Source organism: Klebsiella sp. CD33, from assembly GCF_051992865.1.
Lineage (GTDB): Bacteria > Pseudomonadota > Gammaproteobacteria > Enterobacterales > Enterobacteriaceae > Klebsiella > Klebsiella pneumoniae.
This window is the reverse complement of record NZ_CP197023.1, coordinates 1840667-1865216: the sequence shown is the minus strand read 5'-3', so window position 1 is coordinate 1865216 and position 24550 is coordinate 1840667. Positions and strand designations below refer to the sequence as shown.

The 24550-nt window shown below is 54.9% G+C and carries 25 protein-coding genes and 5 tRNA genes; 9 read left to right on the top strand and 21 right to left on the bottom strand.

Translation table 11 applies throughout. The features are described from left to right. Positions 1–36 precede the first annotated feature (36 nt). From ACR809_RS09240 to uvrY, 6 genes are all read right to left on the bottom strand, one after another. Positions 37–123: transfer RNA gene (locus ACR809_RS09240), tRNA-Leu, on the bottom strand. Between the two features lie 13 nt (positions 124–136). Continuing rightward, positions 137–210 (bottom strand) — tRNA-Cys (locus ACR809_RS09235). Between the two features lie 40 nt (positions 211–250). Beyond that, positions 251–326 (bottom strand) — tRNA-Gly (locus tag ACR809_RS09230). A 150-nt stretch (positions 327–476) separates the two neighbouring features. Further along, entirely contained in the window at positions 477–1025 is a 549-nt protein-coding gene (gene pgsA / locus ACR809_RS09225) for a CDP-diacylglycerol--glycerol-3-phosphate 3-phosphatidyltransferase (protein WP_004141115.1), read from the bottom strand. Between the two features lie 57 nt (positions 1026–1082). Then, positions 1083–2915, bottom strand: a complete 1833-nt coding sequence (uvrC, locus tag ACR809_RS09220) for an excinuclease ABC subunit UvrC (protein WP_002911538.1) — start codon at positions 2913–2915, stop codon at positions 1083–1085. Then, complete coding sequence (uvrY, locus tag ACR809_RS09215) at positions 2912–3568, bottom strand: UvrY/SirA/GacA family response regulator transcription factor (RefSeq protein ID WP_002911539.1); 657 nt, start codon at positions 3566–3568, stop codon at positions 2912–2914. Before uvrY ends, uvrC begins: the two co-directional genes overlap by 4 nt. 461 nt (positions 3569–4029) lie before the next feature. On the opposite strand from uvrY, the gene ACR809_RS09210 reads away from it, so the two are divergent. Beyond that, entirely contained in the window at positions 4030–4254 is a 225-nt protein-coding gene (locus ACR809_RS09210; RefSeq protein ID WP_019705174.1) for a DUF2594 family protein, read from the top strand. Between the two features lie 67 nt (positions 4255–4321). Here ACR809_RS09210 and sdiA read toward each other — a convergent pair whose 3' ends face one another. The 5 genes from sdiA to tcyJ form a co-directional block, all read right to left on the bottom strand. Further along, positions 4322–5044 carry a transcriptional regulator SdiA gene (sdiA, locus tag ACR809_RS09205; RefSeq protein WP_002911542.1) on the bottom strand — a complete coding sequence of 241 codons (723 nt, stop codon included), beginning with the start codon at positions 5042–5044 and terminating at the stop codon, positions 4322–4324. A gap of 317 nt (positions 5045–5361) precedes the next feature. Then, the gene (tcyN, locus tag ACR809_RS09200; RefSeq protein WP_004151455.1) at positions 5362–6114 is read right to left on the bottom strand and encodes an L-cystine ABC transporter ATP-binding protein TcyN; all 753 of its coding nucleotides are present in this window, start codon (positions 6112–6114) and stop codon (positions 5362–5364) included. Next, the gene (gene tcyL / locus ACR809_RS09195) at positions 6111–6779 is read right to left on the bottom strand and encodes a cystine ABC transporter permease (RefSeq protein WP_002911547.1); all 669 of its coding nucleotides are present in this window, start codon (positions 6777–6779) and stop codon (positions 6111–6113) included. The genes tcyN and tcyL overlap by 4 nt, the downstream gene beginning before the upstream one ends. 15 nt (positions 6780–6794) lie before the next feature. Then, entirely contained in the window at positions 6795–7781 is a 987-nt protein-coding gene (dcyD, locus tag ACR809_RS09190) for a D-cysteine desulfhydrase (protein ID WP_004180445.1), read from the bottom strand. A 95-nt stretch (positions 7782–7876) separates the two neighbouring features. Next, the gene (gene tcyJ / locus ACR809_RS09185; protein ID WP_004141135.1) at positions 7877–8677 is read right to left on the bottom strand and encodes a cystine ABC transporter substrate-binding protein; all 801 of its coding nucleotides are present in this window, start codon (positions 8675–8677) and stop codon (positions 7877–7879) included. A gap of 200 nt (positions 8678–8877) precedes the next feature. On the opposite strand from tcyJ, the gene amyA reads away from it, so the two are divergent. Next, positions 8878–10365: an alpha-amylase gene (amyA, locus tag ACR809_RS09180; RefSeq protein ID WP_004189225.1), complete on the top strand. Its 1488-nt coding sequence runs from the start codon at positions 8878–8880 to the stop codon at positions 10363–10365. A 41-nt stretch (positions 10366–10406) separates the two neighbouring features. Here amyA and yedD read toward each other — a convergent pair whose 3' ends face one another. After that, positions 10407–10841: a lipoprotein YedD gene (gene yedD / locus ACR809_RS09175; protein ID WP_004189223.1), complete on the bottom strand. Its 435-nt coding sequence runs from the start codon at positions 10839–10841 to the stop codon at positions 10407–10409. Positions 10842–11213: 372 nt separating this feature from the next. Between yedD and rcsA the strand changes: the two genes are divergently transcribed. Next, positions 11214–11837, top strand: coding sequence for a transcriptional regulator RcsA (gene rcsA / locus ACR809_RS09170; RefSeq protein ID WP_023316165.1), 624 nt, complete (start codon positions 11214–11216; stop codon positions 11835–11837). 32 nt (positions 11838–11869) lie between these two features. On the opposite strand, the gene dsrB is transcribed toward rcsA, so the two are convergent. Further along, on the bottom strand, positions 11870–12061 hold the full coding sequence (gene dsrB / locus ACR809_RS09165) for a protein DsrB (RefSeq protein WP_002911586.1): 192 nt from the start codon (positions 12059–12061) through the stop codon (positions 11870–11872). 133 nt (positions 12062–12194) lie between these two features. Here dsrB and ACR809_RS09160 point away from each other — a divergent pair, with 133 nt between their 5' ends. Further along, positions 12195–12416, top strand: a complete 222-nt coding sequence (locus ACR809_RS09160; RefSeq protein ID WP_002911589.1) for a YodD family protein — start codon at positions 12195–12197, stop codon at positions 12414–12416. 299 nt (positions 12417–12715) lie between these two features. On the opposite strand, the gene dgcQ is transcribed toward ACR809_RS09160, so the two are convergent. Continuing rightward, complete coding sequence (gene dgcQ, locus ACR809_RS09155; RefSeq protein ID WP_004175394.1) at positions 12716–14395, bottom strand: cellulose biosynthesis regulator diguanylate cyclase DgcQ; 1680 nt, start codon at positions 14393–14395, stop codon at positions 12716–12718. A gap of 115 nt (positions 14396–14510) precedes the next feature. Beyond that, positions 14511–15422 carry a DUF808 domain-containing protein gene (locus tag ACR809_RS09150; RefSeq protein ID WP_002911591.1) on the bottom strand — a complete coding sequence of 304 codons (912 nt, stop codon included), beginning with the start codon at positions 15420–15422 and terminating at the stop codon, positions 14511–14513. A 183-nt stretch (positions 15423–15605) separates the two neighbouring features. Between ACR809_RS09150 and yedA the strand changes: the two genes are divergently transcribed. Beyond that, positions 15606–16517: a drug/metabolite exporter YedA gene (gene yedA / locus ACR809_RS09145; protein ID WP_004184683.1), complete on the top strand. Its 912-nt coding sequence runs from the start codon at positions 15606–15608 to the stop codon at positions 16515–16517. Here the strand turns inward: yedA and ACR809_RS09140 are convergent. The 4 genes from ACR809_RS09140 to drpB all read right to left on the bottom strand — a co-directional run bounded on the left by ACR809_RS09140 (position 16492) and on the right by drpB (position 19475). Next, positions 16492–16986 carry a very short patch repair endonuclease gene (locus ACR809_RS09140; protein ID WP_015874955.1) on the bottom strand — a complete coding sequence of 165 codons (495 nt, stop codon included), beginning with the start codon at positions 16984–16986 and terminating at the stop codon, positions 16492–16494. The genes yedA and ACR809_RS09140 overlap by 26 nt on opposite strands. Next, a complete protein-coding gene (locus ACR809_RS09135) occupies positions 16967–18367 on the bottom strand; it encodes a DNA cytosine methyltransferase (RefSeq protein ID WP_004175390.1) in 1401 nt (466 codons plus the stop codon). The genes ACR809_RS09140 and ACR809_RS09135 overlap by 20 nt, the downstream gene beginning before the upstream one ends. A 76-nt stretch (positions 18368–18443) precedes the next feature. Then, positions 18444–19151 carry a phosphohydrolase gene (locus tag ACR809_RS09130; RefSeq protein WP_002911594.1) on the bottom strand — a complete coding sequence of 236 codons (708 nt, stop codon included), beginning with the start codon at positions 19149–19151 and terminating at the stop codon, positions 18444–18446. A 42-nt stretch (positions 19152–19193) separates the two neighbouring features. After that, a complete protein-coding gene (gene drpB, locus ACR809_RS09125) occupies positions 19194–19475 on the bottom strand; it encodes a cell division protein DrpB (protein ID WP_004151461.1) in 282 nt (93 codons plus the stop codon). Positions 19476–20013: 538 nt separating this feature from the next. Here drpB and ompC point away from each other — a divergent pair. Further along, positions 20014–21159 carry a porin OmpC gene (ompC, locus tag ACR809_RS09120; RefSeq protein ID WP_002911596.1) on the top strand — a complete coding sequence of 382 codons (1146 nt, stop codon included), beginning with the start codon at positions 20014–20016 and terminating at the stop codon, positions 21157–21159. A 272-nt stretch (positions 21160–21431) separates the two neighbouring features. On the opposite strand, the gene ACR809_RS09115 is transcribed toward ompC, so the two are convergent. Next, positions 21432–21521: transfer RNA gene (locus ACR809_RS09115), tRNA-Ser, on the bottom strand. Positions 21522–21611: 90 nt separating this feature from the next. Between ACR809_RS09115 and mtfA the strand changes: the two genes are divergently transcribed. Both mtfA and ACR809_RS09105 read left to right on the top strand, forming a co-directional pair. Further along, positions 21612–22412, top strand: a complete 801-nt coding sequence (mtfA, locus tag ACR809_RS09110) for a DgsA anti-repressor MtfA (RefSeq protein ID WP_074440761.1) — start codon at positions 21612–21614, stop codon at positions 22410–22412. Positions 22413–22512: 100 nt separating this feature from the next. Next, a tRNA-Asn gene (locus ACR809_RS09105) sits at positions 22513–22588 on the top strand. Positions 22589–23077: 489 nt separating this feature from the next. Here the strand turns inward: ACR809_RS09105 and ACR809_RS09100 are convergent. Then, positions 23078–23467 (bottom strand): RidA family protein, encoded by a 390-nt coding sequence (locus tag ACR809_RS09100; protein WP_002911718.1) that lies wholly within the window; start codon positions 23465–23467, stop codon positions 23078–23080. Positions 23468–23607: 140 nt separating this feature from the next. Between ACR809_RS09100 and ACR809_RS09095 the strand changes: the two genes are divergently transcribed. Continuing rightward, a complete protein-coding gene (locus tag ACR809_RS09095) occupies positions 23608–24528 on the top strand; it encodes a LysR family transcriptional regulator (RefSeq protein WP_122051201.1) in 921 nt (306 codons plus the stop codon). Positions 24529–24550: the final 22 nt, after the last annotated feature.

The window sequence follows — 24550 nt, the reverse complement described above, 5'->3', positions numbered from 1 at the left end:
CACTGCTTATTGCTTTGATTATTCTGTATTTCCCAATGGTACCCGGAGCGGGACTTGAACCCGCACAGCGCGAACGCCGAGGGATTTTAAATCCCTTGTGTCTACCGATTCCACCATCCGGGCTCGGGATATAAAGTGGAGGCGCGTTCCGGAGTCGAACCGGACTAGACGGATTTGCAATCCGCTACATAACCGCTTTGCTAACGCGCCTTTAATACTGAAGCACCCGCAACTGCCGATGCTGTTAATCTGGAGCGGGAAACGAGACTCGAACTCGCGACCCCGACCTTGGCAAGGTCGTGCTCTACCAACTGAGCTATTCCCGCATCATCAAGTTATTTGCTAATCACTTGATTTTGTTATCGTCTGGAAGACTGTGCCGCCGTTCGATGCGTTGCATTCTACTTATCTCTCGCGGTGAGTCAACGGTATTTTTCGCAACTTTGTATCGTTTGCTGAAAATAACGGCGAAACGATCACTGATCAAGCAAATCGCCGCGCGCCGCGTTCAAATACTGCAGCATCGACCACAGCGTCAGCACCGCCGCCACGAGGAAAAGCGCGATCCCGGCCCACTCCACCCACGGATAAGGACGCCACAGCATCCATACCAGGGCGGTCATCTGGGCGGTCGTTTTCACTTTGCCAATCCACGAGACCGCCACGCTGCTGCGTTTCCCCAGCTCCGCCATCCACTCACGCAGCGCGGAGATAATGATCTCACGGGCAATCATGGTCGCCGCCGGTAGCGTGACCCACCAGGTGTGATAGTGTTCGGCAACCAGCACCATGGCGATAGCCACCATGACTTTATCGGCAACCGGGTCGAGGAAGGCGCCAAAACGGGTGCTCTGATTCCAGCGACGAGCGAGGAAACCATCAAACCAGTCGGTTACCGCGGCAACAAAGAAGATCAGCGCGCAGGCAAACGGCGCCCAGCTAAAGGGCAGATAAAACGCCAGCACAAAAAACGGGATCAGGATGACGCGAAACAGAGTAAGCAACGTAGGGATATTAAATTGCATAGTGACGGGTAACTATCTGTTGTAAGTAAAAATTAGCCCTATGTTGCTACAGAGCCCCTAATGTTTCAACGAGTAGAAGATCTTTTCTGCCAGAGCGTGAGAGATGCCCGGCACTTTAGCAATTTCTTCGACGCTGGCCTGCTGTAGCCCCTGCAGCCCACCCATATACTTCAGCAGCATCTGACGACGCTTCGGCCCCACCCCCTCGATAGTCTCAAGCGAGCTGGTGCTCTTCACTTTCGCCCGTTTTTTGCGATGCCCGGAGATCGCATGATCGTGCGATTCATCGCGAATATGCTGGATCACATGCAGGGCCGGCGAATCCGGCGGCAGGCTAAACCCTTCCCCTTCCGGCTCAAAGAATAACGTTTCCAGACCCGCTTTTCGATCGCTACCTTTCGCCACGCCCAGCAGCAGCGGATGATGTTTATCCCAGGGGACGTCCAGTTCAGCAAACACGGCTTTCGCCTGGGCCAGCTGTCCCTTGCCGCCGTCTATCAGGATCACATCCGGGATCTTGTTGTCATCAATCGCTTTACCATAGCGACGGCGCAGGACCTGATTCATCGCCGCATAGTCATCGCCAGGGGTAATGCCGGTGATGTTGTAGCGCCGATACTCCGCGCGCAGTGGGCCATTGCTGTCAAACACCACACAGGATGCTACGGTCTGTTCGCCCATGGTGTGGCTGATGTCAAAACACTCCATTCGCTTGACGGCCGGCAGCTCCAGTACGCTGGCCAGCGCCTGCAAACGCTGATGAATGGTCGATTGCTGAGACAATTTGGTCGTTAACGCTGTCGCGGCGTTGGTCCGCGCCAGCTTAAGATAACGCGCTCTGTCGCCGCGCGGCTTAGTCTGCACATTGATTCGACGACCCGCCAGCTCCGACAGCGAGTCGGCCAGCAGCGTCTTATCCCCAAGGTTAAAGTCGAGCAAAATCTCCCCCGGCAGCGTGCGCATTTGGCTGCCCTGCAGGTAGAACTGGCCGACAAAGGTCTCCACGACCTCTCCCAGCTCGGTGCCGCCCGGCACTTTCGGGAAGTAGCTTCGGCTGCCCAGCACTTTGCCCTGACGGATAAACAGCACATGCACGCAGGCCATGCCGGCATCGAAGGCGACGCCGATCACGTCGAGGTCGTCACCGGTGTTGGAGACAAACTGTTTCTCCGTCACGCGGCGGACGGCCTGAATCTGGTCGCGGATGCGCGCCGCCTCTTCGAACTCCAGGTTCTGGCTCGCCTTCTCCATCCGCGCGATGAGCTGGGTCAGCACCTGGTCATCCTTGCCGGCGAGAAACAGCCGCACATACTCTACCTGCTGAGCATACTCTTCTTCGCTGACCAGCCCGGCCACGCACGGCCCCAGGCAGCGACCAATCTGATACTGCAGACAGGGGCGGGAGCGATTGCGGTAGACGCTGTTTTCACACTGACGGATGGGAAAGATTTTCTGCAGCAGCGCCAAGGTCTCGCGCACGGCATAGCCGTTGGGAAAAGGACCAAAATATTCGCCCTTCGCATGTTTGGCGCCGCGATGCATCGCCAGACGCGGATGAGTATCGCCGCTGAGAAAAATAAAAGGATACGATTTATCGTCGCGTAACAGCACGTTGTAACGTGGCTGGTACAGCTTAATATAGTTGTGCTCAAGCAGCAGCGCTTCCGTCTCGGTGTGGGTGACGGTCACGTCGATTTGCGCGATCAGCGCTACCAGCGCTTCCGTTTTACGCGACGCAAGGTTGCTGCGGAAGTAGCTACTGAGCCGCTTTTTCAGATCTTTGGCTTTGCCAACATAGATGACGGTTCCGCCAGCATCATACATCCGATACACACCGGGCTGGCTGGTCACCGTTTTCAGGAAAGCTTTTGCGTCAAAAACATCACTCACTGGCTTGCTAACGACTCCGCATTACACAGGCCATGGCGAATTGCCAGGTGGGTCAGCTCGACATCGCCATGAATGTTTAATTTACTGAACATCCGATAGCGGTAGCTGTTAACCGTTTTAGGACTCAGATTTAGCTGCTCTGAGATCTCATTCACCTTCTGACCTTTGGTGATCATCAGCATAATCTGCAATTCGCGTTCAGACAAACTGGCAAACGGCGATTCTGTCTTTTCGGGTTCAATCTGACTTAACGCCATTTGCTGGGCAATATCGGAGGCAATATAGCGCTGCCCGGACGCGACGCAGCGGATGGCATTCACCACTTCCTGCGGCGCGGCGCCTTTACTGAGATAGCCTGCCGCGCCCGCCTGCATGACCTTGGCAGGTAAAGGATTCTCGGTATGCACGGTCAACATGATCACTTTGGTGCCCGCCACGGAGCGCGCGATTTTGCGCGTCGCTTCAAGACCACCGATCCCAGGCATGTTCATGTCCATCAGGACGACATCTGCGGAATTAGCCCGGCACCACTTGACGGCGTCCTCGCCGCAGCAGGCTTCGCCAGCGACTTTAATCCCTTTTATATCTTCCAGAATGCGTCGTATCCCTGCGCGCACCAGTTCGTGGTCATCAACAAGAAGAACGTTGATCAAAGGAATAATCTCCAGAATGAGGGATAACGCTACTGATACTTTATCTCCCACATATTACCGGGTTTTATTGCTATTTTAAAAGGCAAAAAAATGCCCTCGCCTCGATTTGGCTCTCATTTATGGCAATGTCTGTGCACACTAAGTGGAAAGTCATTGAGAACAGTCAGTTGCCCGGCTCTTATTTTTTAACAATACTCATACAGAAGGCACAAAAAACACAACAGATTACGTAGCGCATAAATACGAAGCAAAATATGTAACAATTATTAACGAGCTAAATAGATGGGGGAAATTATTGGCTTGCCGACGGCTATTACGTATTATCCGAAGCATCAAAACATTCACAGCTCAGATGAGAGAACAGAAATTAAGCACACCTTTTTTTTCTGTCGCTTGTGGTATACTGCGCGGCCTTCACATTGAGTAGAGCGCAATAGCGCAGCGAGTAAACGAGGATATCGATGAGCACACCAGATTTTTCCACTGCAGAAAATAAGCAGGAACTGGCGCAGGAAGTCTCCTGCCTGAAAGCGATGATTACGCTGATGCTGCAGGCGATGGGCCAGGCGGATGCGGGGCGCGTGATTATTAAAATGGAAAAGCAGATTGCACAGATGGAAGATGAGGCTCAGGCCGCCGTATTCTCCAGCACCGTTAAGCAGATTAAACAAGCCTATCGGCAGTAATCCTGTGCCGGCTGAAAGTATCACTGACAGCCGGTATCACGTCTGACACGCAGAACGGCAGGCGCATTCAGATTAGCCCAGTCGCCACGGCGTAGCAGGCAATTTGCGTTTTATTCGGCGCATTAAATTTCCGCTGCATATTCTTCTGATGGAAATTCACCGTATTTTCCGAAATCGAGAGAATCATCGCCACCTCCGCCGAAGTCTTTCCTTCCGCCGTCCATTTGAGGATTTCCAGTTCGCGGCGGCTGAACTTCATCTCCGGCGGCATCACCATCTCATCTTCCAGACGCAGCAGCGTCAGCAAGCTTAGTTCAGTCAGCGTTCGCAGACGCAGCTCAAGCTCATCTTCAGGGTAACCGCCCGGCAGACGATTGTTCGCGGAGACAGAGAGAAATCCCTGAGCATGGTTTGGCAACGTCAGGCACTGCGTCACGCCCTTTTGCAGACCATGGTCACGCGCCCCGTCCCACAGTGCCGGCGCATCACGAAACAGGCTGTCGTTCCATGGCAGATGGCCACGCATAAAATTCTCCGGCCGTAACACAGGATCTATCGCGAAATAATTTTCTGCCTGATAGTGCGACATCCATGCGCGGGGGTAAGTCGACTGGAACGTAACGCGGGGGCGGGTGAAAGGCACCGGGTGGCGCACACAAAGCGTGTAGTAATCATATTCCAGCGCTTCGGTTTCACGTTGCAGGAGATTATAAACCTCCTCGCCGGTGGCCATGGACTGAAATTGGTGCAGCATATCCCGCCGCCAGCTGAAAAAATCATTGTCCCTCATAGCTGTGCAAATAACTCCTGATTGATAATCATTATTATAAATACAGAAAACTAACACATAAATCTTATTTATATGTATAAAATATCGTAGCTGTCGCATTTATTAGTCTGAAGGCTTGCCATTTTCCCGCTCGCCGCACAGAAACATAGCGTTTTTCTCCCATCATGTTCTACACCCTGCCAAGGGCGATGGGAAGCGGTGTATACGGCCGTGGGAGTCAATAGCGCAAAGACGTGTCGCGGGGGCGTTACCCCGCCGCGAGAGTGGGCTAAACGCGGCGGCTCCCGCGAAGCTGAGCCGCCGCGCCAGCCCATGCTTTACTGCATCAGGAATTTTTCAAGGAACTGACGGGTACGCGGCTGCTGGGGCGAAGCGAACAACGCTTTTGCCTCGCCTTGTTCGACAATGCGTCCCTGATCCATAAATATCGCCCGATCGGCAACGTCGCGGGCGAAACTCATTTCATGGGTCACGATCACCATGGTGCGTTTTTCCTGCGCCAGCTGACGGATGGTGTTGAGCACCTCCCCCACCAACTCAGGATCGAGAGCCGAGGTGGGTTCATCAAACAGGATCACGTCCGGACGCATAGCCAGCGCGCGGGCAATAGCCACTCGCTGCTGCTGCCCGCCGGAGAGACGGCGCGGATAGCTATTCTCTTTTCCGCTGAGCCCCACCTTCGCCAGCAGTTCGCGCGCCCGCGCCATGGACTCCTGCTTATCTTCACCTTTTACGATGACCGGCCCTTCAATAATGTTCTCCAGCACCGTACGGTGGGGAAACAGATTAAAGTTCTGGAAGACAAAGCCGACGTGCTGGCGCAGCTGGCGAATGAGCCCTTTCTGCGGCCCGAGGCTGCGACCGGCGTCGATCGTCACATCGCCGACGCGGATAGTGCCGCTCTCCGGTTGCTCCAGCAGGTTGATGCTACGCAGCAGGGTGGTTTTGCCCGAGCCGCTGGGGCCGATGATCGCCACCACTTCCCCTTTCTGTACCTCCAGGTCGATACCATGGAGCACCGTCTGGCCATGGAATTTTTTTACCAGGCTTTTCACTTCTATCGCACTCATTTCGGATCACGCTCCTGGCGGTTCAGCTGGTTTTCAAAATAATTCTGCAGCGAGGAGAGCACTGTCGCCATTACCCAGTAGATCAGGGAGGCCGCCAGATACATGGTGAAGACCTCCAGGGTTCGCGAGGTAATTAGCTGCGCCTGACGGAACAGCTCCGGCACCTGGATCGTTGCCGCCAGCGAGGTATCTTTTACCAGGCTGATAAAACTGTTCGACAGCGGCGGCAAAGCGACCCGCGCCGCCTGGGGTAAAATGGCCCGACGCATCGTCTGCCAGGGCGTCATACCGATACTGGCCGCCGCTTCCCATTGCCCTTTATCAATCGAGGCGATGGCCGCGCGCAGCGTTTCCGCCGCATAGGCCGCAGTATTCAACGACAGGCCGATCATCGCCGCCGGGATCGGGTCAAGCTCAATGCCGAACTGCGGCAAGCCGTAGTAGATCATAAACAGCTGGGCGATAAGCGGCGTGCCGCGGAAAATAGAGATATACATGCGCGCCAGCCATTTTACCGGCCAGACTGGCGACATGCGCATCAGCGCCAGGATAAAGCCCAGCACCAGGCCGAAAAACATCCCGCCAATGCTCAGCTGCAGCGTAAAGACGGCCCCTTTCAGCAGAAAAGGGGCGGAATCAATGACCAGTTGGATACTTTCTTGCATGCTGTCGTTTCTGTATTAGAGGTGAGGATGATAGGCAAACAGCGCCGGCGCTCCGCCGGTATGGACGAACAGTATCGGCCCTTCATCCTTAAAGCGCTTCTGCGTGATGCCGTCGATAAGCCCAGCCATCGCTTTGCCGGTATAGACCGGGTCGAGCAAAATACCTTCCAGCTGCGCCAGCAGCTTCACGGCGGCCATCCCATCTTCGTTTGGCGTACCGTATCCTGGGGCAAAGTAGTCATCCCACAGTATAATTTCAGCCTTCGCCTGTAGCTCGAGACTGTTGGCCACGGCCTGCTGCAGCGCCACCACTTTCGGCAACTGGTCAGCGACCGAGCGCGACACGGTCACCCCAATCAGTTCCGCCTGCGGCATCAGCTGTTCAAGGCCGACCGCCAATCCGGCATGGGTGCCGGCGCTGCCGGAGGCGACCACGACTGACGAGATCGCCACCGCGTCTTCGCACTGCTGGCTGATTTCCAGTGCGCTTTCCACATAGCCTAACGCGCCGAGGGCATTGGAGCCGCCGACCGGAATAACATACGGACGATACCCCTGCGCCTCAATGCGGGTCGCCAGCTCATCGAGCTGGGCGGCGGGATCGGTCAGGGCATCACACATCTCAACCTGGGTGTTAAAGAGATCCAGCAGCAGACGGTTGCCATTGCTCAGATAGTTCTCCGCCCGGGTGCCGATGGGATTTTCCAGTAGCGCCACGCAATGCAGTCCCAGTTTCGCAGCGACTGCCGCCGTCTGACGCACATGGTTAGACTGGATCGCGCCGGCGGTGATTAAGGTATCCGCGCCCTCGCGCAGCGCATCGGCGGCGAGAAACTCCAGCTTACGCAGTTTGTTGCCCCCCATCGCCAGCGGCGTCGTATCATCACGTTTAATAAAAATTTCGCGCCCAAGGTGATCGGACAGACGCGGGAGATACTCCAGCGGCGTCGGCGCGCCGATCAATTCCAGGCGCGGAAAGCGGGTTAAGTTTTGCAGTGACATGGCCCCTCCTGACTCAGTTATGCTTCATTATGCACACAGTTACGCGCTAAATAAAAAAAGGCGCTTCCAGGAGCGCCTTTTTTCACCGCTGTCCGTTATTTCGTCACGTCAGCGCCAAACCATTTCTCGGACAGCGCCTTCAGGCTGCCATCTTTCTGCATGTCTGCAATCGCGCCATCTACCGCTTTCAGCAGGTCGTCGTTGCCTTTACGCAGCGCAACGCCAGCTTCCTGACGAGAGAAGGCTTCGCCGGTTACCGCCAGCGTATTGTTGGTTTTCTTCACCAGATCCAACGCCGCCAGACGGTCTACCAGAATGGCGTCAATACGGCCTACACGCAGATCCTGGTATTTGGTGGGATCGTCATCATAGGTACGGACGTCCACGCCCTGGACATTCTGACGCAGCCACTCTTCATAGTTAGTGCCCAGTCCGACGCCCACTTTCTTGCCTTTCAGATCCGCCGCGGTTTTAATCACGCCTTCGTTACCCTTCTTCACCAGCGCCTGCACGCCGGAGACGGTATATGGGGTGGAGAAATCGTATTTCTTCTTACGTTCGTCAGAGATAGTGACCTGGTTAATCACCACGTCGATACGCTTGGAGTCCAGCGAGGCCAGCATACCGTCCCACTTGGTCGGTTTGAGATCGGCCTTCACGCCAAGATGTTTCGCCAGTTCGTTAGCGAATTCCACTTCAAACCCGGTCAGCTTGCCGTCATCCCCCTGGAAACTAAAGGGAGGGTAGGTGCCTTCGAGGCCCACGCGTAGGGTGCCGCGCTCTTTAATCTGATTGAGCAGGTTTTCCGCCGCAAAAGTTTTCACGCTGACGCCAGCCATCAAAACAACGGCCATCGCGCCCATCATCGCCTGACGACCCAGAAGTGCTAATTTCATAGATACCCCGAAGGTTAGGATTTTCCTGTAGTGTAAGGCGCTTAATGCCCTGACACCAACATCGTTACGCTACATCTTATGCAAATTTATTATATATGATCCGCTTTAGGGTATAGCGAAAATCAGGGCTTTCCTCACCCTTTTTGCTGGATATCTCCCATACTGCAAAGGTCAGCCTGTTGACGTCTGGAGCATGGAAGATGAAAAACCCCACCTTATTGCAATGTTTTCACTGGTACTACCCCACCGGCGGCGAGCTGTGGCCTGAGGTCGAAGCGCTGGCGCCCAGCCTGAATGAAATCGGCATCAATATGGTCTGGTTGCCACCCGCCTACAAAGGCGCCTCGGGCGGTTACTCCGTCGGCTATGATACCTACGATCTCTTTGACCTCGGCGAGTTTGATCAAAAAGGGTCTGTCGCCACCAAATATGGCGACAAAGCGCAGTTGCTGGCGGCGATCAACGCCCTGAAGGAGCACAATATCGCCGTGCTGCTGGATGTGGTGGTCAACCATAAAATGGGCGCTGATGAAAAAGAGGCTCTGCGCGTTCAGCGCGTCGATGAGCAGGATCGTACGCAAATTGACGAGGAGATCATCGAGTGCGAGGCATGGACTCGCTACACCTTCCCGGTGCGCGCCGGACAGTATTCGCAGTTTGTCTGGGACTACAAATGTTTTAGCGGCATTGACCACATCGAGAACCCGACGGAAGACGGTGTGTTTAAAATCGTCAACGATTACACCGGCGAAGGCTGGAATGAACAGGTCGATGATGAGCTCGGCAACTTTGACTATCTGATGGGCGCCAATATCGATTTCCGCAATCATGCAGTGACCGAGGAGATCAAATACTGGGCGCGCTGGGTAATGGAGCAGACCGGCTGCGACGGTTTTCGTCTTGACGCGGTCAAGCATATCCCCGCCTGGTTTTATAAAGCGTGGATCGAGCATGTTCAGGAGGTGGCCCCGCAGCCGCTGTTTATTGTAGCGGAATACTGGTCCCATGAAGTGGAGAAGCTCCAGCAGTATATCGACCTGGTCGAGGGCAAAACGATGCTGTTTGATGCCCCACTGCAGATGAAATTTCATGAAGCGTCGCGCCAGGGCCGCGATTATGACATGAGCCAGATTTTCAGCGGGACGCTGGTGGAAGCCGACCCTTTCCATGCCGTCACTCTGGTCACCAATCATGATACGCAGCCGCTGCAGGCCCTCGAGGCGCCGGTTGAACCCTGGTTCAAGCCCCTCGCCTATGCGCTGATCCTGCTGCGGGAGAATGGCGTGCCCTCGGTCTTTTATGCCGATCTCTTCGGCGCTTCCTATGAGGATACCGGCGGCGACGGAGAGACCTATGCCATTGAGATGCCCGTTATCGAACAACTCCACGAGCTGATCGACGCCCGTCAGCGTTTTGCCCATGGCGTGCAAACCCTTTGGTTCGATCATCCTAACTGCATCGCCTTTAGTCGTAGCGGTACTGACGACGATCCAGGCTGCGTGGTGATCATGTCCAATGGCGATGAGGGCGAAAAGACGCTGACGCTGGGCGAAAACTATGGCAACAAACGCTGGCGGGATTTTCTCGGTAACCGGGAAGAGATTGTCGAAACCGATGGCGAAGGCTGCGCGACCTTTACATGTAACGGGGGGAGCGTGAGCGTGTGGGTGTTAGAGGAGGTATTGTAGTCCTCTGACGCCGGGCGGGCCAGCTATGGCCCGCCAAAATCTCAGCGCGTGGAGGCCGGCGCGCTGACGGGCCCCGTCGCTCGCGCTTTGGCCCACGCCTTCTCGCACTCCGGAGTGAGACGTTCAACACGGGACAACGTCATCCGATCGTAGGAGATCGTGTTGCCCTCGCGCTCGACAGGATAGATGTCCAGGGAAGCGGTCACGTTGTAGATCTCACTGTCACGATTCATCAGTTTCCCCGGCTGCGCAATCACGCGCTGCCACTGGCGGCAGTCGAAGGTGTCCCCTTCTTTGGTGACAATCAGGCTGGCAATGGCGTCAGGACTCATCATCGCGCTCTGCGGCCCTTTCGTTTGCCAGAAACCTGCAAGGCCAGCCGGCGCCGGCGCTTTAACGACGTCCTCATAACGATCAACCTGTACGCAACCGGCCAGCGCCACCACCATGCCAGCAAAAAATAACTTTTTCATCATTCATCCCACAAGCCGATAAAAAAGTATTGTGGCATTAAAGCGTTAAGCCTTCCACCCCCACCGCAAAGGGATAAGCGAGCAAGCCAGCAACCGCTAACGTGGGTTTCATTTGAAGTAAGGAAATTCTGAAAGTAAAAGAATACTGGGCGCGTAACCATAGCATCTATGGGCACTTTTTGTTTTTAATTCGGTCACACTACCGGTTCTTGACTTTACTTTAAGAGTTTTCCTGGCAAATTATATGCATAGATGCGGAATAGTTTAATGGAGCTAATGGGTTCTTTCTAAACCTACTATTATTATCGCCCGCAAGGACTGCTTCGCACAGCCAGTGCGAAGTGTATATCGTTACGTGTTGATTGAGGATGGGTCATGTCAACGATGATTATGGATTTGTGCAGCTATACCCGGTTGGGATTGACGGGATATCTGACCAGTCGGGGAATTAAAAAACAGGAAATCATTGAGGTCAACAGTGCTGCGGATCTGCAGAAACACTGTACGTCGTGTTGCCCGGCGGTGGTGTTTCTGAATGAAGACTGTTTCGTGCATGATGATGAAAGTAATGGCATTATTCGCCAGATCATTACGCAAAACCCGGCGACGCTGTTTGTTATCTTTATGTCGCTGGCGAACATCCATTTTGACCGCTATTTGCGGGTACGGAAGAATCTGCTAATCAGTTCAAAATCGATAACCCCAAAAGACCTTGATGTTATTCTGGTTAATTATCTTAAATACAAAAACACCAGTGTAGGGCAGTTAACTTTACCGACATTGTCACTGAGTAAAACAGAATCAAATATGCTGCAAATGTGGATGGCCGGGCATGGTACTTCGCAAATCTCAACGCAAATGAACATCAAAGCGAAGACGGTATCGTCGCATAAAGGCAATATTAAAAAGAAAATACAAACGCATAATAAGCAGGTGATTTATCATATCGTTCGGCTGACCGAAAACATCACCTCCGGTATTCAGGTAAATATGCGCTGAAACAAACTGGCGGCGCTCCCGCCAGTTCAGTTTTACGAGACCTCTTTTTCCACGAAAATCCCATCCGGGTGGCCTATTTCATTAAAAAACCAGATCCCCAGAGGATAGTCTTCCAGTGAAACCAGATACATCGTTCCTTCACTAAACGACTCAATCGCCAGCACTACCCCCGATCGACGTGGGCCACCGTCGGTCTTCACCGTGACACGATCGTTCACCTGCATAATCATCTCCTCTATATTTTCAGCCAGTGTAGAACAAAACCACGCAACTCGCAGCGTCGCGGCACGTGACTGGCGCTTTTTTAGACCGGCTATACTTAGAGAGGCTTGAGCAACGCTCAGCGAGGGGGTAATGATGAAGCACCAATTAACAGGCCAGACCGGGGACGACCTTGACGTCAACGTAGATGCCCTGCTGGCGGCGATAAATGAGATCAGCGAAAGCGAAGTCCATCGCACGCTGGACGACCCGCAGCGCGCCAGCATCGATGGCCGCGGGTCACATACCTGGCGTGAGCTGGCGGAGGCATTCGAACTCGATATTCACGATTTCAGCGCCAGTGAAGCCAACCGTTAGCGGCAGGCGAAAAAAATCCCGACTCGCAGGAGTCGGGATCAAACTTGCTAATGCAAGAAGCACTTGAAAATTCGTTACACCGGGAAATCCGATGCGTTGAAACATTATCCTCAATTATTTTGCATGACAAGAGATATTCATGACGCAAAATATTGAGAATGTTGGCGCCTGGTGACTGACCGGGCTGCAAGGCTGATGTGAGAAGGCTTAGCCGCAAACCGGTTTCATTCGATAGCGCGATCGCCTGCGATCACTTTAAGATAATTCTCATTTTGCCAATCGACATCGAAACGTTTTACTCACGCTGCGCTGCGAAAACAGACCTGGTTACGCCCATTTTGCTTGGCCAGATAGAGTCGCCCATCGGCCACCGACTGCAGCGCTTCAAACTGATACTCCCCCCGCTCTTCGCTGGCGCTCACCCCTAACGAGGCGCTAACCCGCAGCGTCACGTTGTTATGCAAAAAGACTTCCCGTCCCTGAATACGCTGGCGCAATCGCTCCGCCACCGCCGCCGCTTCCTGCAGGGTGGTATTCGGCATCACGATACAAAACTCTTCTCCGCCCACTCTGCCCAGCAGATCGCCCTGCCGAACCGCGCTGGACAGCGTACTGGCCACCATCGACAGCACCCTGTCCCCCGCCTGATGACCATAGCGATCGTTGATGTGCTTAAAATGATCCAGATCGAGCTGGATCACCGCCAGCGGCCGTCCGCTGCGCTGGCAGTCGCTGGCTACCGCCATCGCCTGTTCAAACAGCGCCCCGCGATTGAGCAGGCGGGTCAAGGCATCGTGCCATGCCTGCCACTCCAGAGAGGTTTGCAGAACGCTCATGTTGCGGACCATGCGGCGGATCACCAGCCAGGAGAGCAACAGCATCAAGGTGAAGAGGACCCACATCAGGGTCAGGGCGATGGTGATGGTGCCAAAGTTCCCGCGGACGCCTTCCCGCAGAGTGTGGATCCGCAGCAGCACGCCGTCAAAATTGCGCAGTTTGGCCCAGCTGATATAGCGCGTCAGCAGACGCAGCCCTCCCTGGTTATCATGGACAAACGCGCGGCTCAGCAGCTCCTGCTCGCGCGGGGACAGCAGGGTCAGGACATTCCCCGGCGCGGAAGAAGCCAGCAGGTTCAAATGGCTATCATAAAGTTGGTACTCTCCCTCTTGTCCCCCCTGCATGGCGCTAACCAAAAACGCTTTGATTTCACTGACTGAGAAATCCATCGCCAACACGCCGCGCCAGTAACCGGCAAAATCCAACGGTATCGAAGCGGTGACCACCTGCTCTTCCAGCTGCGGGTCATCGTCAGGAAAGGTTTGCCAGATAACGCCTCGCCCCGGATTATTTCGCTGGGTCTGGCGGGTAAACCACGGAGCGCCGAGGGCTTGGGAATAGTGCGTTATCACCTGCGACTCATCCCGCAGCGGCAGGGTCGAGGTAAAAAAGCCGCTACGAGAGATATACTGCATCCGCTCGGCGAAATCGCGATCGTGCTGCGTCAGATTTAGCAGATAACCCAGCTCGAGCGTCGCCATTAGTTCATCAGCCGCCAGCGGATCGTCCACCAGCAGGATAGGGTTGTGGCCAGCGACGCTGCCTGAGATGCCAAACACCGGCAGCGTACGCCGATTCGGTAGCGCCACCCGCCAGGCCTGCTGATGGCGCTGGCTCAGATAGCGTTGGCTGGCCTTACGCAATACATCGATATCAAGCGGCTGTTCGAGCGCCGCCTGCATCCCATGGCGAAAAAACATCATTCTGTCGATGTTGAACTGCAACAGCCCATCCATTTCATGAGCGACGTTAGCCAGATTGTTACGCTGGTTGGCCACGTAGGCCTCTTCCAGGACATTGATTTCACGCCAGATCAGCAGCGTGGAGAAAAACAGTACTGCGATAAAACAAGCGTTAACCACATGCGCCGGGCGAGCCAGGTGGTAGCACTTTTTTAACTTCAACCGCAGTGGCTTATCCATCTTTCTCTCGCAGTACGTTGCGCAAACCTCGCGGCGTCAGCGCCCCGGTCTCTGTCGATACCCGGGGCGTTTTCAGGGTAGAACACGCGGCGCCGTTACGCTGCGTTTCGCCATGCTACTTTCCAGCGCCACGCAGGCTGCTCACCGCCTTAACGCCCGCCAGCACCACCGCGCCGATGATAAAACCCAGCACCAGGTTGGCGACGACCGGCAGCGTGGAGGCCATCACCCCACCCAACCCCGCGCTCCAGTGCTCGATGGCATGATGCAGCGGCGCAATACCGTGAACGACTATCCCCCCGCCGACGAGGAACATGGCCAGCGTCCCGACGATGGACAACACCTTCATCAGCCGGGGAGCGACGGCCAGGAGCCCTTTACCCAGCCACTGCGCCAGCGCACTACGTTTTTCCGCCAGCCAGTAACCCATGTCGTCCAGCTTGACGATCACCCCCACCAGGCCATACACCCCGATAGTGACCAGAATCGCAATCCCCGAAAGAATAAGGATTTGGTTAAGCAGCGGAGCTTCCGCCACGATGCCGAGGGTAATGGCGACAATTTCCGCGGACAAAATAAAATCGGTGCGAATCGCGCCTTTTACTTTGTCACGCTCAAAGGCCAGCGGATCGCGCTCCGCCAGCGCGGCGAGACGCTGCTGCCGCCGTTCAGGATCCTCTTTGTGTTTCCGCGCTTCCAGACTGTGCAGTACCTTCTCCACCCCTTCGAAACAGAGAAACGCGCCGCCCAGCATCAACAATGGCGTAATCGCCCAAGGGATGAAGGCGCTGATCAACAAAGCCAGTGGCACGAGGATCACTTTGTTAACGAACGACCCTTTCGCCACTCCCCAGACCACGGGCAACTCGCGATTCGCCCGCACGCCGGTAACCTGTTGGGCATTGAGAGACAAATCGTCGCCCAGCACCCCCGCCGTTTTTTTCGCCGCTACCTTGCCCATCACGGAAATATCGTCCAGCAGCGTGGCGATATCATCAAGTAATGTTAAAAGACTACTTCCTGCCAAAATGATTTTCCTTCTCTTTTCATCAATGTCTCCCTCGAGTATGCGTTAAAAAACGGCCGGTGCCCAAGGTACAATTAGTCAATATAAATTTAACAACCTGACGCAAATTAACCACTCGCCAGCACGATAGTTTTCACGTTTACTATATGTCCCCTTTCTATCTCTGCACCGTCGTGAGGAAGTATGTCTACCCGTCAGCTTTTACCGCTCATCGGGGCGCTGTTTGCGCTGTATATCATCTGGGGCTCTACCTATTTCGCTATCGCCGTCGGGGTCGCCAGCTGGCCGCCGCTAATGATGGCCGGCATTCGTTTTCTCGCTGCCGGCGTGCTGTTGCTGGGGTGGCTACTGGCCACCGGCCATAAGCTACCGGCGCGTCGTCCGCTGCTTAACGCTGCGCTGATCGGCGTGTTGCTGCTTGCGGTTGGCAACGGCTTCGTGACGCTGGCTGAACATCAGCACGTCCCCTCCGGCATCGCGGCGGTGATGGTCGCCACCGTACCGCTGTTCACCTTATGCTTCAGCCGCTTTTTCGGCATCGCCACCCGTAAACTGGAGTGGCTGGGCATTGCCATTGGCCTTGCGGGTATCGTGATGCTCAACAGCGGAGGCAACCTGAACGGCAACCCCTGGGGCGCACTGCTGATCCTGATTGGTTCCCTAAGCTGGGCCTTCGGCTCGGTTTACGGTTCGCGAATCGTATTGCCGACCGGCATGATGGCGGGGGCAATCGAGATGCTCGCCGCCGGGATCGTCCTGCTGGCGGCCTCATGGCTGAGCGGTGAAACCTTAACCCGCGTCCCTTCCTGGTCCGGGATCGCCGCCCTGGCCTATTTGGCCATCTTTGGCTCGCTGATCGCCATTAACGCCTACATGTTTTTAATCCGCAATGTCACCCCGGCGGTCGCCACCAGCTACGCCTATGTTAATCCGGTGGTCGCGGTGCTCCTCGGTACTGGGTTCGGCGGCGAGAGCCTGTCGCTCATTGAGTGGCTGGCGCTGGCGGTGATTATTTTCGCCGTAGTGCTGGTGACGCTGGGGAAATATCTCTTCCCCGTCCGCAGCGAGGCTACTCCTTGTAAGGCGTCGAAGTAGTCGTCAGTTCGCGGATCCCCTGCGTATCGATCTGCGCGTCGTGTCCGGCGCCGCAGATCCACTCTTCCAGACGTTCGGTGAGCGCCGCATCACTCAGCCTGAGGCGCCCGCGCAGGGCGCATTCCCAGATGATTAATACCCGCCAGCCCTCTTCGGCCAGCTTTTGCCGGTCGCGGGCGTCGCGCGCCACGTTACCGGCGATTTTGTCCAGCCAGAATGCCGTGCGGGTGGCCGGCACCTTAAACAGATAACAGTCATGGTGATGCCAGAAACAGCCGTGAGTAAAGATAACGCAGCGGTAGTCGGGTAAGGCGAAATCGGGGCGTCCCGGCAGCGCGCGATCCTGGGCGACAAAGGTGAATCCCGCCCCGGTCAGCAGCGCCGCTATCCGCTTTTCGATCGCCGTATCGCGCGTGGCGATCGCCCGCATATTTTTACTGCGCGTCGCTTTATCGTGAACATCCGCCATCATTATCATCCGCTTCGCGGCGCGCCACCGCCTGAGCGATGCGCGGCGCCAGGAGTTTCGCCACCGCGGCGAAGACCGGAACCACCACCGAGTTGCCAAACTGACGATAGGCCTGCGTATCCGATACCGGGATGCGAAAACGCGCCCCCTGCGGGGATTCAAAGCCCATCAGCCGGGCGCATTCGCGCGGCGTCAACCGGCGAGGCCGCCGCTGTTGATTCAGCGGATCGTCAAAATGCTTCTCACCGAGCGGCCGGTCCCAGCCGCGATCGACGAGAATTTCGGCACCATCTTTATAGTAGCGGGCAGAAAGCGTCCGGGCCACGCTGTGGGGATTGGCGGGGTCAACCAGGCCATAACCAAAGCCATTGCCCCGCGCCTGATGCTTGCGGGCATAACGATAAAGATATTTCCACAGCACCGGCGTAAGAATAAATTTCGCATCGACCGTCGGCTCCAGCAGCTCGCCAAATGTTGGCCGCACTGCCGGGTACTGCGCCGCGATGTCGCGCAGCGTAAATCCAGCATGCAGCTGCAGATCGCGACGGAAACCCACCAGCACGATGCGCTCCCGGTGCTGAGGCAAGAAATGGCGCCCGTCAATCACCTTCGGGTCATCCGGCCCGGTATGCCCCGCGTCAGCTACTTCATATCCCAGCTCATCCAACGTCTGCATGATGATACGGAAGGTGCGCCCCTGATCGTGGCTTTTGAGGTTTTTGACATTCTCCAGCACAAAAATCGCTGGCTGACGAGCCGCGATAATTCTCACCACGTCAAAAAACAGCGTTCCCTGGGTTTCGCAGGCAAAGCCATGCGCACGGCCCATCGCATTTTTCTTAGAGACGCCGGCAAGCGAGAAAGGCTGGCAGGGGAAGCCAGCCAGCAGCACATCATGCTGAGGGATAGATTCGCGAATATGCCGCGCCGCCTCCTCGTCGCTAACGTCAGAGCGTTGGCTGAGGGTAATATCGCGGATATCTTCATTAAAACGGTGCTGCTGCGGATCACAGTACCAGTTGGCCTTATAGGTGCGTACCGCGTGCTTGTTCCACTCGCTGGTGAAAACGCACTGCCCGCCGATGGCTTCAAAACCACTGCGGATCCCGCCAATACCGGCAAACAGATCGATAAAACGGAACCCATAGTGCGGATGATGGGCCGGCGGCGAAGGCAGGAGCGTCGCCAGATGAGCAACTTCCTGCGGGCGCAAACGCTCCGCCACGCGGCCAAGCGCCACCACGCGCTTGAGGATCGCCGCGCTCCAGTGCTGTTCGCCGACGCTCACCAGTTCGGCAACCAGCGTTTTTACATCGTAGATCGTCATCAGCTGACGCAGCAGCGCCTCAGCGTCTTCCCCGGCCTGTTCAGCCAACGACAACGACCTGTGTTCCTTGCTTAACTTTTGCGGCATATCCTCAACCAACGCGGACGATTTTGGCAGAGAGTACCATAAATCACCGGTCGGTTGACGCCTGCGGTGCAAAGCGGCGCAAAACCGCTTCATCCAGCGCCAGCGGCTCCCCCTGCAGCTCCGCGCTGAGCTTAGCCATAAATTCGACGAGAAAACGGGCATTATGCTGCGCCATCGCTTTCCCCTTGTCAGTTTGCATGGTTTCCGGCAGGCGCAGAAGTTTGCACTGGAAATGGTCGAGGGCATATTTGCGGTCATCCAGCGCCCTCCGATCAGCAAAAGGATCTTCGGCATCAAACAAGATGGTATTCAGGGCGCCGGCGACAGCGAAGACCCTCGCCAGACCAATGGCTCCCAGCGACTCGAGTCGATCGGCATCCTGAACTATTTTCGCCTCCAGCGTGCGCGGTGGGATCGCCGCGCTGAAGCTGTGCGCCTCGATGGCATGGCTGACCGCCGGGTAACGATCCGCAGGAAAATCAGCAAAGGCCGACTGCAGAATGGCGAGGGTTTTCTCGGCGGCCATCATCGAGGATCGACTTCGCTCCGGATGATTTTTTGGCAAGCTGACGATGTCATGAAAATAGCAGGCCGTGAGGAGTACCAGCCGGTCGACTTCCTCCCCCGCGGCCAGCTGAGTGGCGGTCGCCCAGACGCGACGAAAATGGGACAGATCGTGTGCGGCGTCATCCTGCGCATGGTGCGTCAGTATCCAGCGCTCAAATCGTTGCTGCCAGTCAACCAGGTCCATAGGCTTTCCTTTAACTGAGGGTCAGCCTCGAGCATAGCAATTTTAGCGCTGATGATCCTGCTCGCCGCGGGATGGACGCGTATACCAGACGACCGCGCCAAGAATAGAGCCAATGCCGCCGAGGACCAGCATGCCCAACAGGGCGCCAAGCCATTTCCCGGCCGTTGTTCCAAAATCACCCTCCACGCTGGCGCCGGGAACGCTGTGAATTTTTCCCACTACCCACCAGTAACGCACAATGACCCAGACACAATATCCGCAAAAAGCATACAACGCCCAGAGCGCAAGTTTCCCTCCCGGGCTGCGTTTTGCCTGCTCTTCCATCTCATTCCTCTCCGTGACACAACAGACTATTGTCACTCAAAACGTGACACGCATCACATTATACCGCTAACCTGCGTCTCAGGCAGCAGTTTCATCTTCGTCTTCTGCGCCTTCTCGCGACTTATGCTGCCAATGCGCACAGGCTGAAGAGATGTCCTTATTATCTCCCGTACGCTTAAAGCTATTCATTCCTTAATTATCGCAAGCTGGGTTGATAATCCCCTGGATATTTACATTCACACAAAATAAATTCCCATAATGAATAATGTACTTGATTATTATCTGTGCAATTTATTTCATAAAATTAACAACGACCTGCAAAATATACAATAAAGCATTGCTATATAAGAAAATAATGAATTTTGCACAAACATCAAAATTTAATATAAAGAACCACTTAGAAATATTTTGAAATGTTTAACATTATTTATTTACATATTTTATTTTAAATAAAGATGAACTTAGTCGTTAGTATCGGATCGTCATTCCGGAGGGATTGTCATAATTCATAGAAATTATTATTAAAAGGGAATATATAATGAAAAGAAAAGTACTGGCACTCATGGTTCCGGCATTATTAATGGCTAGCGCCGCTAATGCCGCCGAAATCTATAACAAAAACGGTAATAAACTGGACCTCTACGGGAAAGTTGACGGCCTGCATTACTTCTCTGACGACGCTTCAGAGGACGGCGACCAGACCTATGTTCGCTTTGGTCTGAAAGGCGAAACGCAGATTACTTCCGAGTTAACCGGCTACGGTCAGTGGGAATACAACATTCAGGCGAACACCAGCGAAAAAGAAGGCGCGAATTCCTGGACCCGTCTCGGCTTTGCCGGCCTGAAGTTTGCCGACTGCGGGTCGCTGGACTATGGCCGTAACTACGGCGTGGTCTACGACATTGAATCCTGGACCGATATGCTGCCGGAATTCGGCGGCGATACCTACACCCAGACCGACGTTTACATGACCGGTCGTACTAACGGCGTGGCCACCTACCGTAACAGCGATTTCTTCGGCCTCGTCGACGGCCTGCATTTCGCCCTGCAGTATCAGGGTAATAATGAGAACGCCGGTTCTGGCGAAGGCACTAATAACGGTGGGAAACGTAAGCTGGCGCGGGAAAATGGCGACGGTTTTGGTATCTCCAGCTACTACGATCTCGATATGGGCATCAGCTTCGGGGCAGCGTATTCGTCTTCTGACCGTACCCATAACCAGCTGGCGGCCGCGCGTAGCAGCCAGCGTTATGCCAACGGCGATAAAGCCGATGCCTGGACCGTCGGCGCGAAATATGACGCCAATAACATCTATCTGGCCGCCATGTATGCTGAGACCCGCAACATGACCTTCTATGGCAACGATAGTTTTGGCGGAATTGCCAACAAAACGCAGAACTTTGAAGTGGTCGCGCAGTATCAGTTCGACGACTTTAATTTACCGCTGCGTCCGTCGGTGGCCTATCTGCAGTCGAAGGGTAAAGATCTCTACGCCTATTCTCGCTACGGCGACAAGGATCTGGTCAAGTATGTCGACGTGGGCATGACCTACTACTTCAACAAAAATATGTCCACCTATGTGGATTATAAAATCAACCTGCTGGATGAAGACGACCGCTTCTACAAAAACAGCGGTATCGCGACCGATGATATCGTCGCCCTCGGCCTGGTCTATCAGTTCTGATCCCCGTCAAAGCCCGCGTTCAGCGGGCTTTTTTATGTTCCCGCTCCGTTGAGATCACTCTTTTCGACATTGCCGCTTTCCAGGCGTACCTTCCCTCTTTATGATGCGTTTAAGCTCGTTCGGGCTAAAAGCGGCGATAAGGTGCCAAAAGGATAAAGCGCGCTACCGCGACTCTACGCTGAAACCAGGACGATGATGATGGTGATACCCCAGCGCAGGCGTTATACCTGAAGCTAACGGTGTTATTGAAGGGAAGGTTAGAGCAAGAAAAGTGGCGGAGAGAGGGGGATTTGAACCCCCGGTAGAGTTGCCCCTACTCCGGTTTTCGAGACCGGTCCGTTCAGCCGCTCCGGCATCTCTCCGCTGTGATGGTTGCTATAATGCCAGGATCTTTGGCATTTTAATAGCTCCCGTTTCGGTAATTGTGTTCAAGTGACGACTTTGCGAGCAATATGATGTTTAAATGGCCCTGGAAAGCAGATGATGAGTCCGGCAACGCAGAGATTCCCTGGGAGCAAGCGCTTGCCATTCCGGTTTTAGCCCATCTTTCGTCCACTGAGCAGCACAAGCTCACGCAGATGGCTGCCCGTTTTTTACAGCAAAAGCGGCTGGTGGCATTGCAGGGGCTGGAGCTGACCCCGCTGCATCAGGCGCGCATTGCTATGCTCTTTTGTCTGCCGGTGCTTGAGCTGGGCATTGAGTGGCTGGATGGCTTCCATGAAGTGCTGATCTACCCTGCCCCTTTCATCGTCGATGATGAATGGGAGGATGATATTGGTCTGGTCCACAACCAGCGGGTGGTACAGTCGGGACAAAGCTGGCAACAGGGTCCTGTAGTGCTGAACTGGCTGGATATTCAAGACTCTTTTGATGCGTCAGGCTTTAACCTTGTGGTGCATGAAGTGGCGCATAAGCTTGATACGCGGAACGGCGACCGGGCCAGCGGCGTGCCGCTTATCCCGTTGCGTGAAGTTGCCGGCTGGGAGCACGATCTCCACGCCGCGATGAACAACATTCAGGATGAGATCGATCTGGTCGGCGAAAGCGCCGCCAGTATTGACGCCTATGCCGCCACCGATCCCGCAGAGTGCTTTGCTGTCCTCTCGGAATATTTTTTCAGTGCGCCTGAACTGTTCGCGCCTCGCTTCCCGGCCCTGTGGCAGCGTTTTTGCCACTTTTACCGCCAGGATCCGCTGGCGCGTAGACGTGAGAATGGCCTGCAGGACGAAGGCGATCGGCGCATTGTTCACTAAAACAACGTGTTGAGCTAAATTTAGCCATTTGAATCAGCAGGTTAATTTTAGTGTTGACACAAAAATGCGAGGCCAGTAGTATGCGCCTCGTTCACACGATTCCTCTGTAGTTCAGTCGGTAGAACGGCGGACTGTTAATCCGTATGTCACTGGTTCGAGTCCAGTCAGAGGAGCCAAATTTAAAAATCCCGCTCAGGGAAACCTGAGCGGGATTTTTGCTTTCCGTGATCCTCTCCGCTCCCCAAGCATGCAATCTCATCCTGGTGTAGGTGCTATTTTCTTGCTATGAGGCAAGCTGAACGGCCGTGAGCCCCACGCTCCCGCAAAGGCTTAAATAAAGGCGGTTTAACCGTGCCGGACCATACCTGGGTGTAAGGCAATAATGCGCGGTTCCAAAAAAGATCGGCAACACCGCCGCTTCTGACATCTCTCCGCCAGCGGGTATAAGCAGCATCGTACCGTAGGTACCGTCCAAGGTTCCGTATGTGATCCCCGCAGGTGAAAAGCAGCGATGCTGCTCCCAACCTTATGGCTACAGACTTTCGATCCGGCGGTAACCGCTGGGTCTGCCGCTGCGTAGCAGACGATCCCGATCCGGCAGTTACCATTACAGACAGCGCGGGCTGCCCAAATGCATTTTCCACTGGCGGAAAGACCCGTAACGCTTAGGGTAGCCTGGCAATAACCTTAATCTCGAACTTAAATCCATAAAGCCACGTCACGCCGATCCCGGTCAGCGTAGGGTAAGGCGCTTCTCCCCAATATTCTGGCAGGATACTCCAGATAGCGTCGAGATTTGACTCAGGATCGACGACAAAGAGGGTAACATCAACCACGTCCTCAAACGTGCAGCCCGCCGCTGCGAGCACAGCATTAAGATTCTTGAACGCCAGCCTGACCTGTGCTTTCAGATCGTGCTCAGGCGAACCATCCTCGTGGCTACCCACCTGCCCCGAAACAAACAAGAAACCATTGGATTTGATGGCCGGTGAATAACGATTGCGCTCATAGAGCGCCTGACGACCGAAGGGAAAAACGGCTTCGCGTGCTGTCATGTTTGTACCTTTATGGTGGGGCGAAATCAGCCCGGTGAATGTAAAGACACTGTACAACGACGAGATCGGGCGGATAAACAAGCGACTTTGTCCCTCATTGTTTGTAATATCCAAACAATCGATGAAAGACAGGATAAGAAATGGATCGTTTCGATGCAATGCGCGCCTTTGCTCGAGTGGTAGAGGCAGGGAGCTTCACGAAGGCTGCCCAAACGCTTCATATGAGCAAAACCACGGTGACGCAACTCATTCAGCAGCTGGAATCGCGCCTGCGCGTCAGATTGCTCCATCGCACCACCCGCAAGCTCGGTGTGACTCCCGATGGCGCGGTCTACTACGAACGCGTCATCCGTCTGCTGGCGGACATGGAGGATGCTGAAAACAGCCTGTCCAGTGCGGCGATGACGCCCAGGGGACGGCTACGGGTGGATGTACCGAGTCCGCTGGCCCGCCTTATTCTGGTGCCGGCGCTACCGGCTTTCCACGCCCGCTACCCTGATATCCAGATCGACATGGGTGTGAGCGACCGGGTAGTGGATCTGATCGGCGACAACGTGGATTGCGTTCTGCGCGGTGGTCAAATCACCGACCAGTCCCTAATCGCACGCCATGTCGGCGATTTGCAAATCGGCGTCTACGTCGCCCCCAGCTATGTGGAACGCCTTGGCGCTCCCGCACACCCGCGCGAGCTGCAAAATACTGACCATTGCATAGTGGGATTCTTGTCCTCACGCACCAGTAAGATTGATCCTTTGGTACTGTGCAGTGAGAATGAACGTATTGAAATCACGGGCAACTACGTACTTGCCGTGGATGATGGCAATGCTTACCTCGAAGCTGGGTTAGTTGGCTTAGGCGTGATTGCGCTGCCCAGCTATATGGCGGCAGCGCATCAGGCCGTTGGCGCTTTGATTCCATTATTTACACAATGGCGGATTAGCCCAATGCCTCTGTACCTGGCGTTTCCACCGAACCGCCATGTCAACGCCAAGCTGCGCGTTTTTATTGACTGGATCGTTGAATTGATGCAGCAGCATGTCCCCATTGCCAACAATCAGTGACGCCATCCCCTGATTCGCTTAT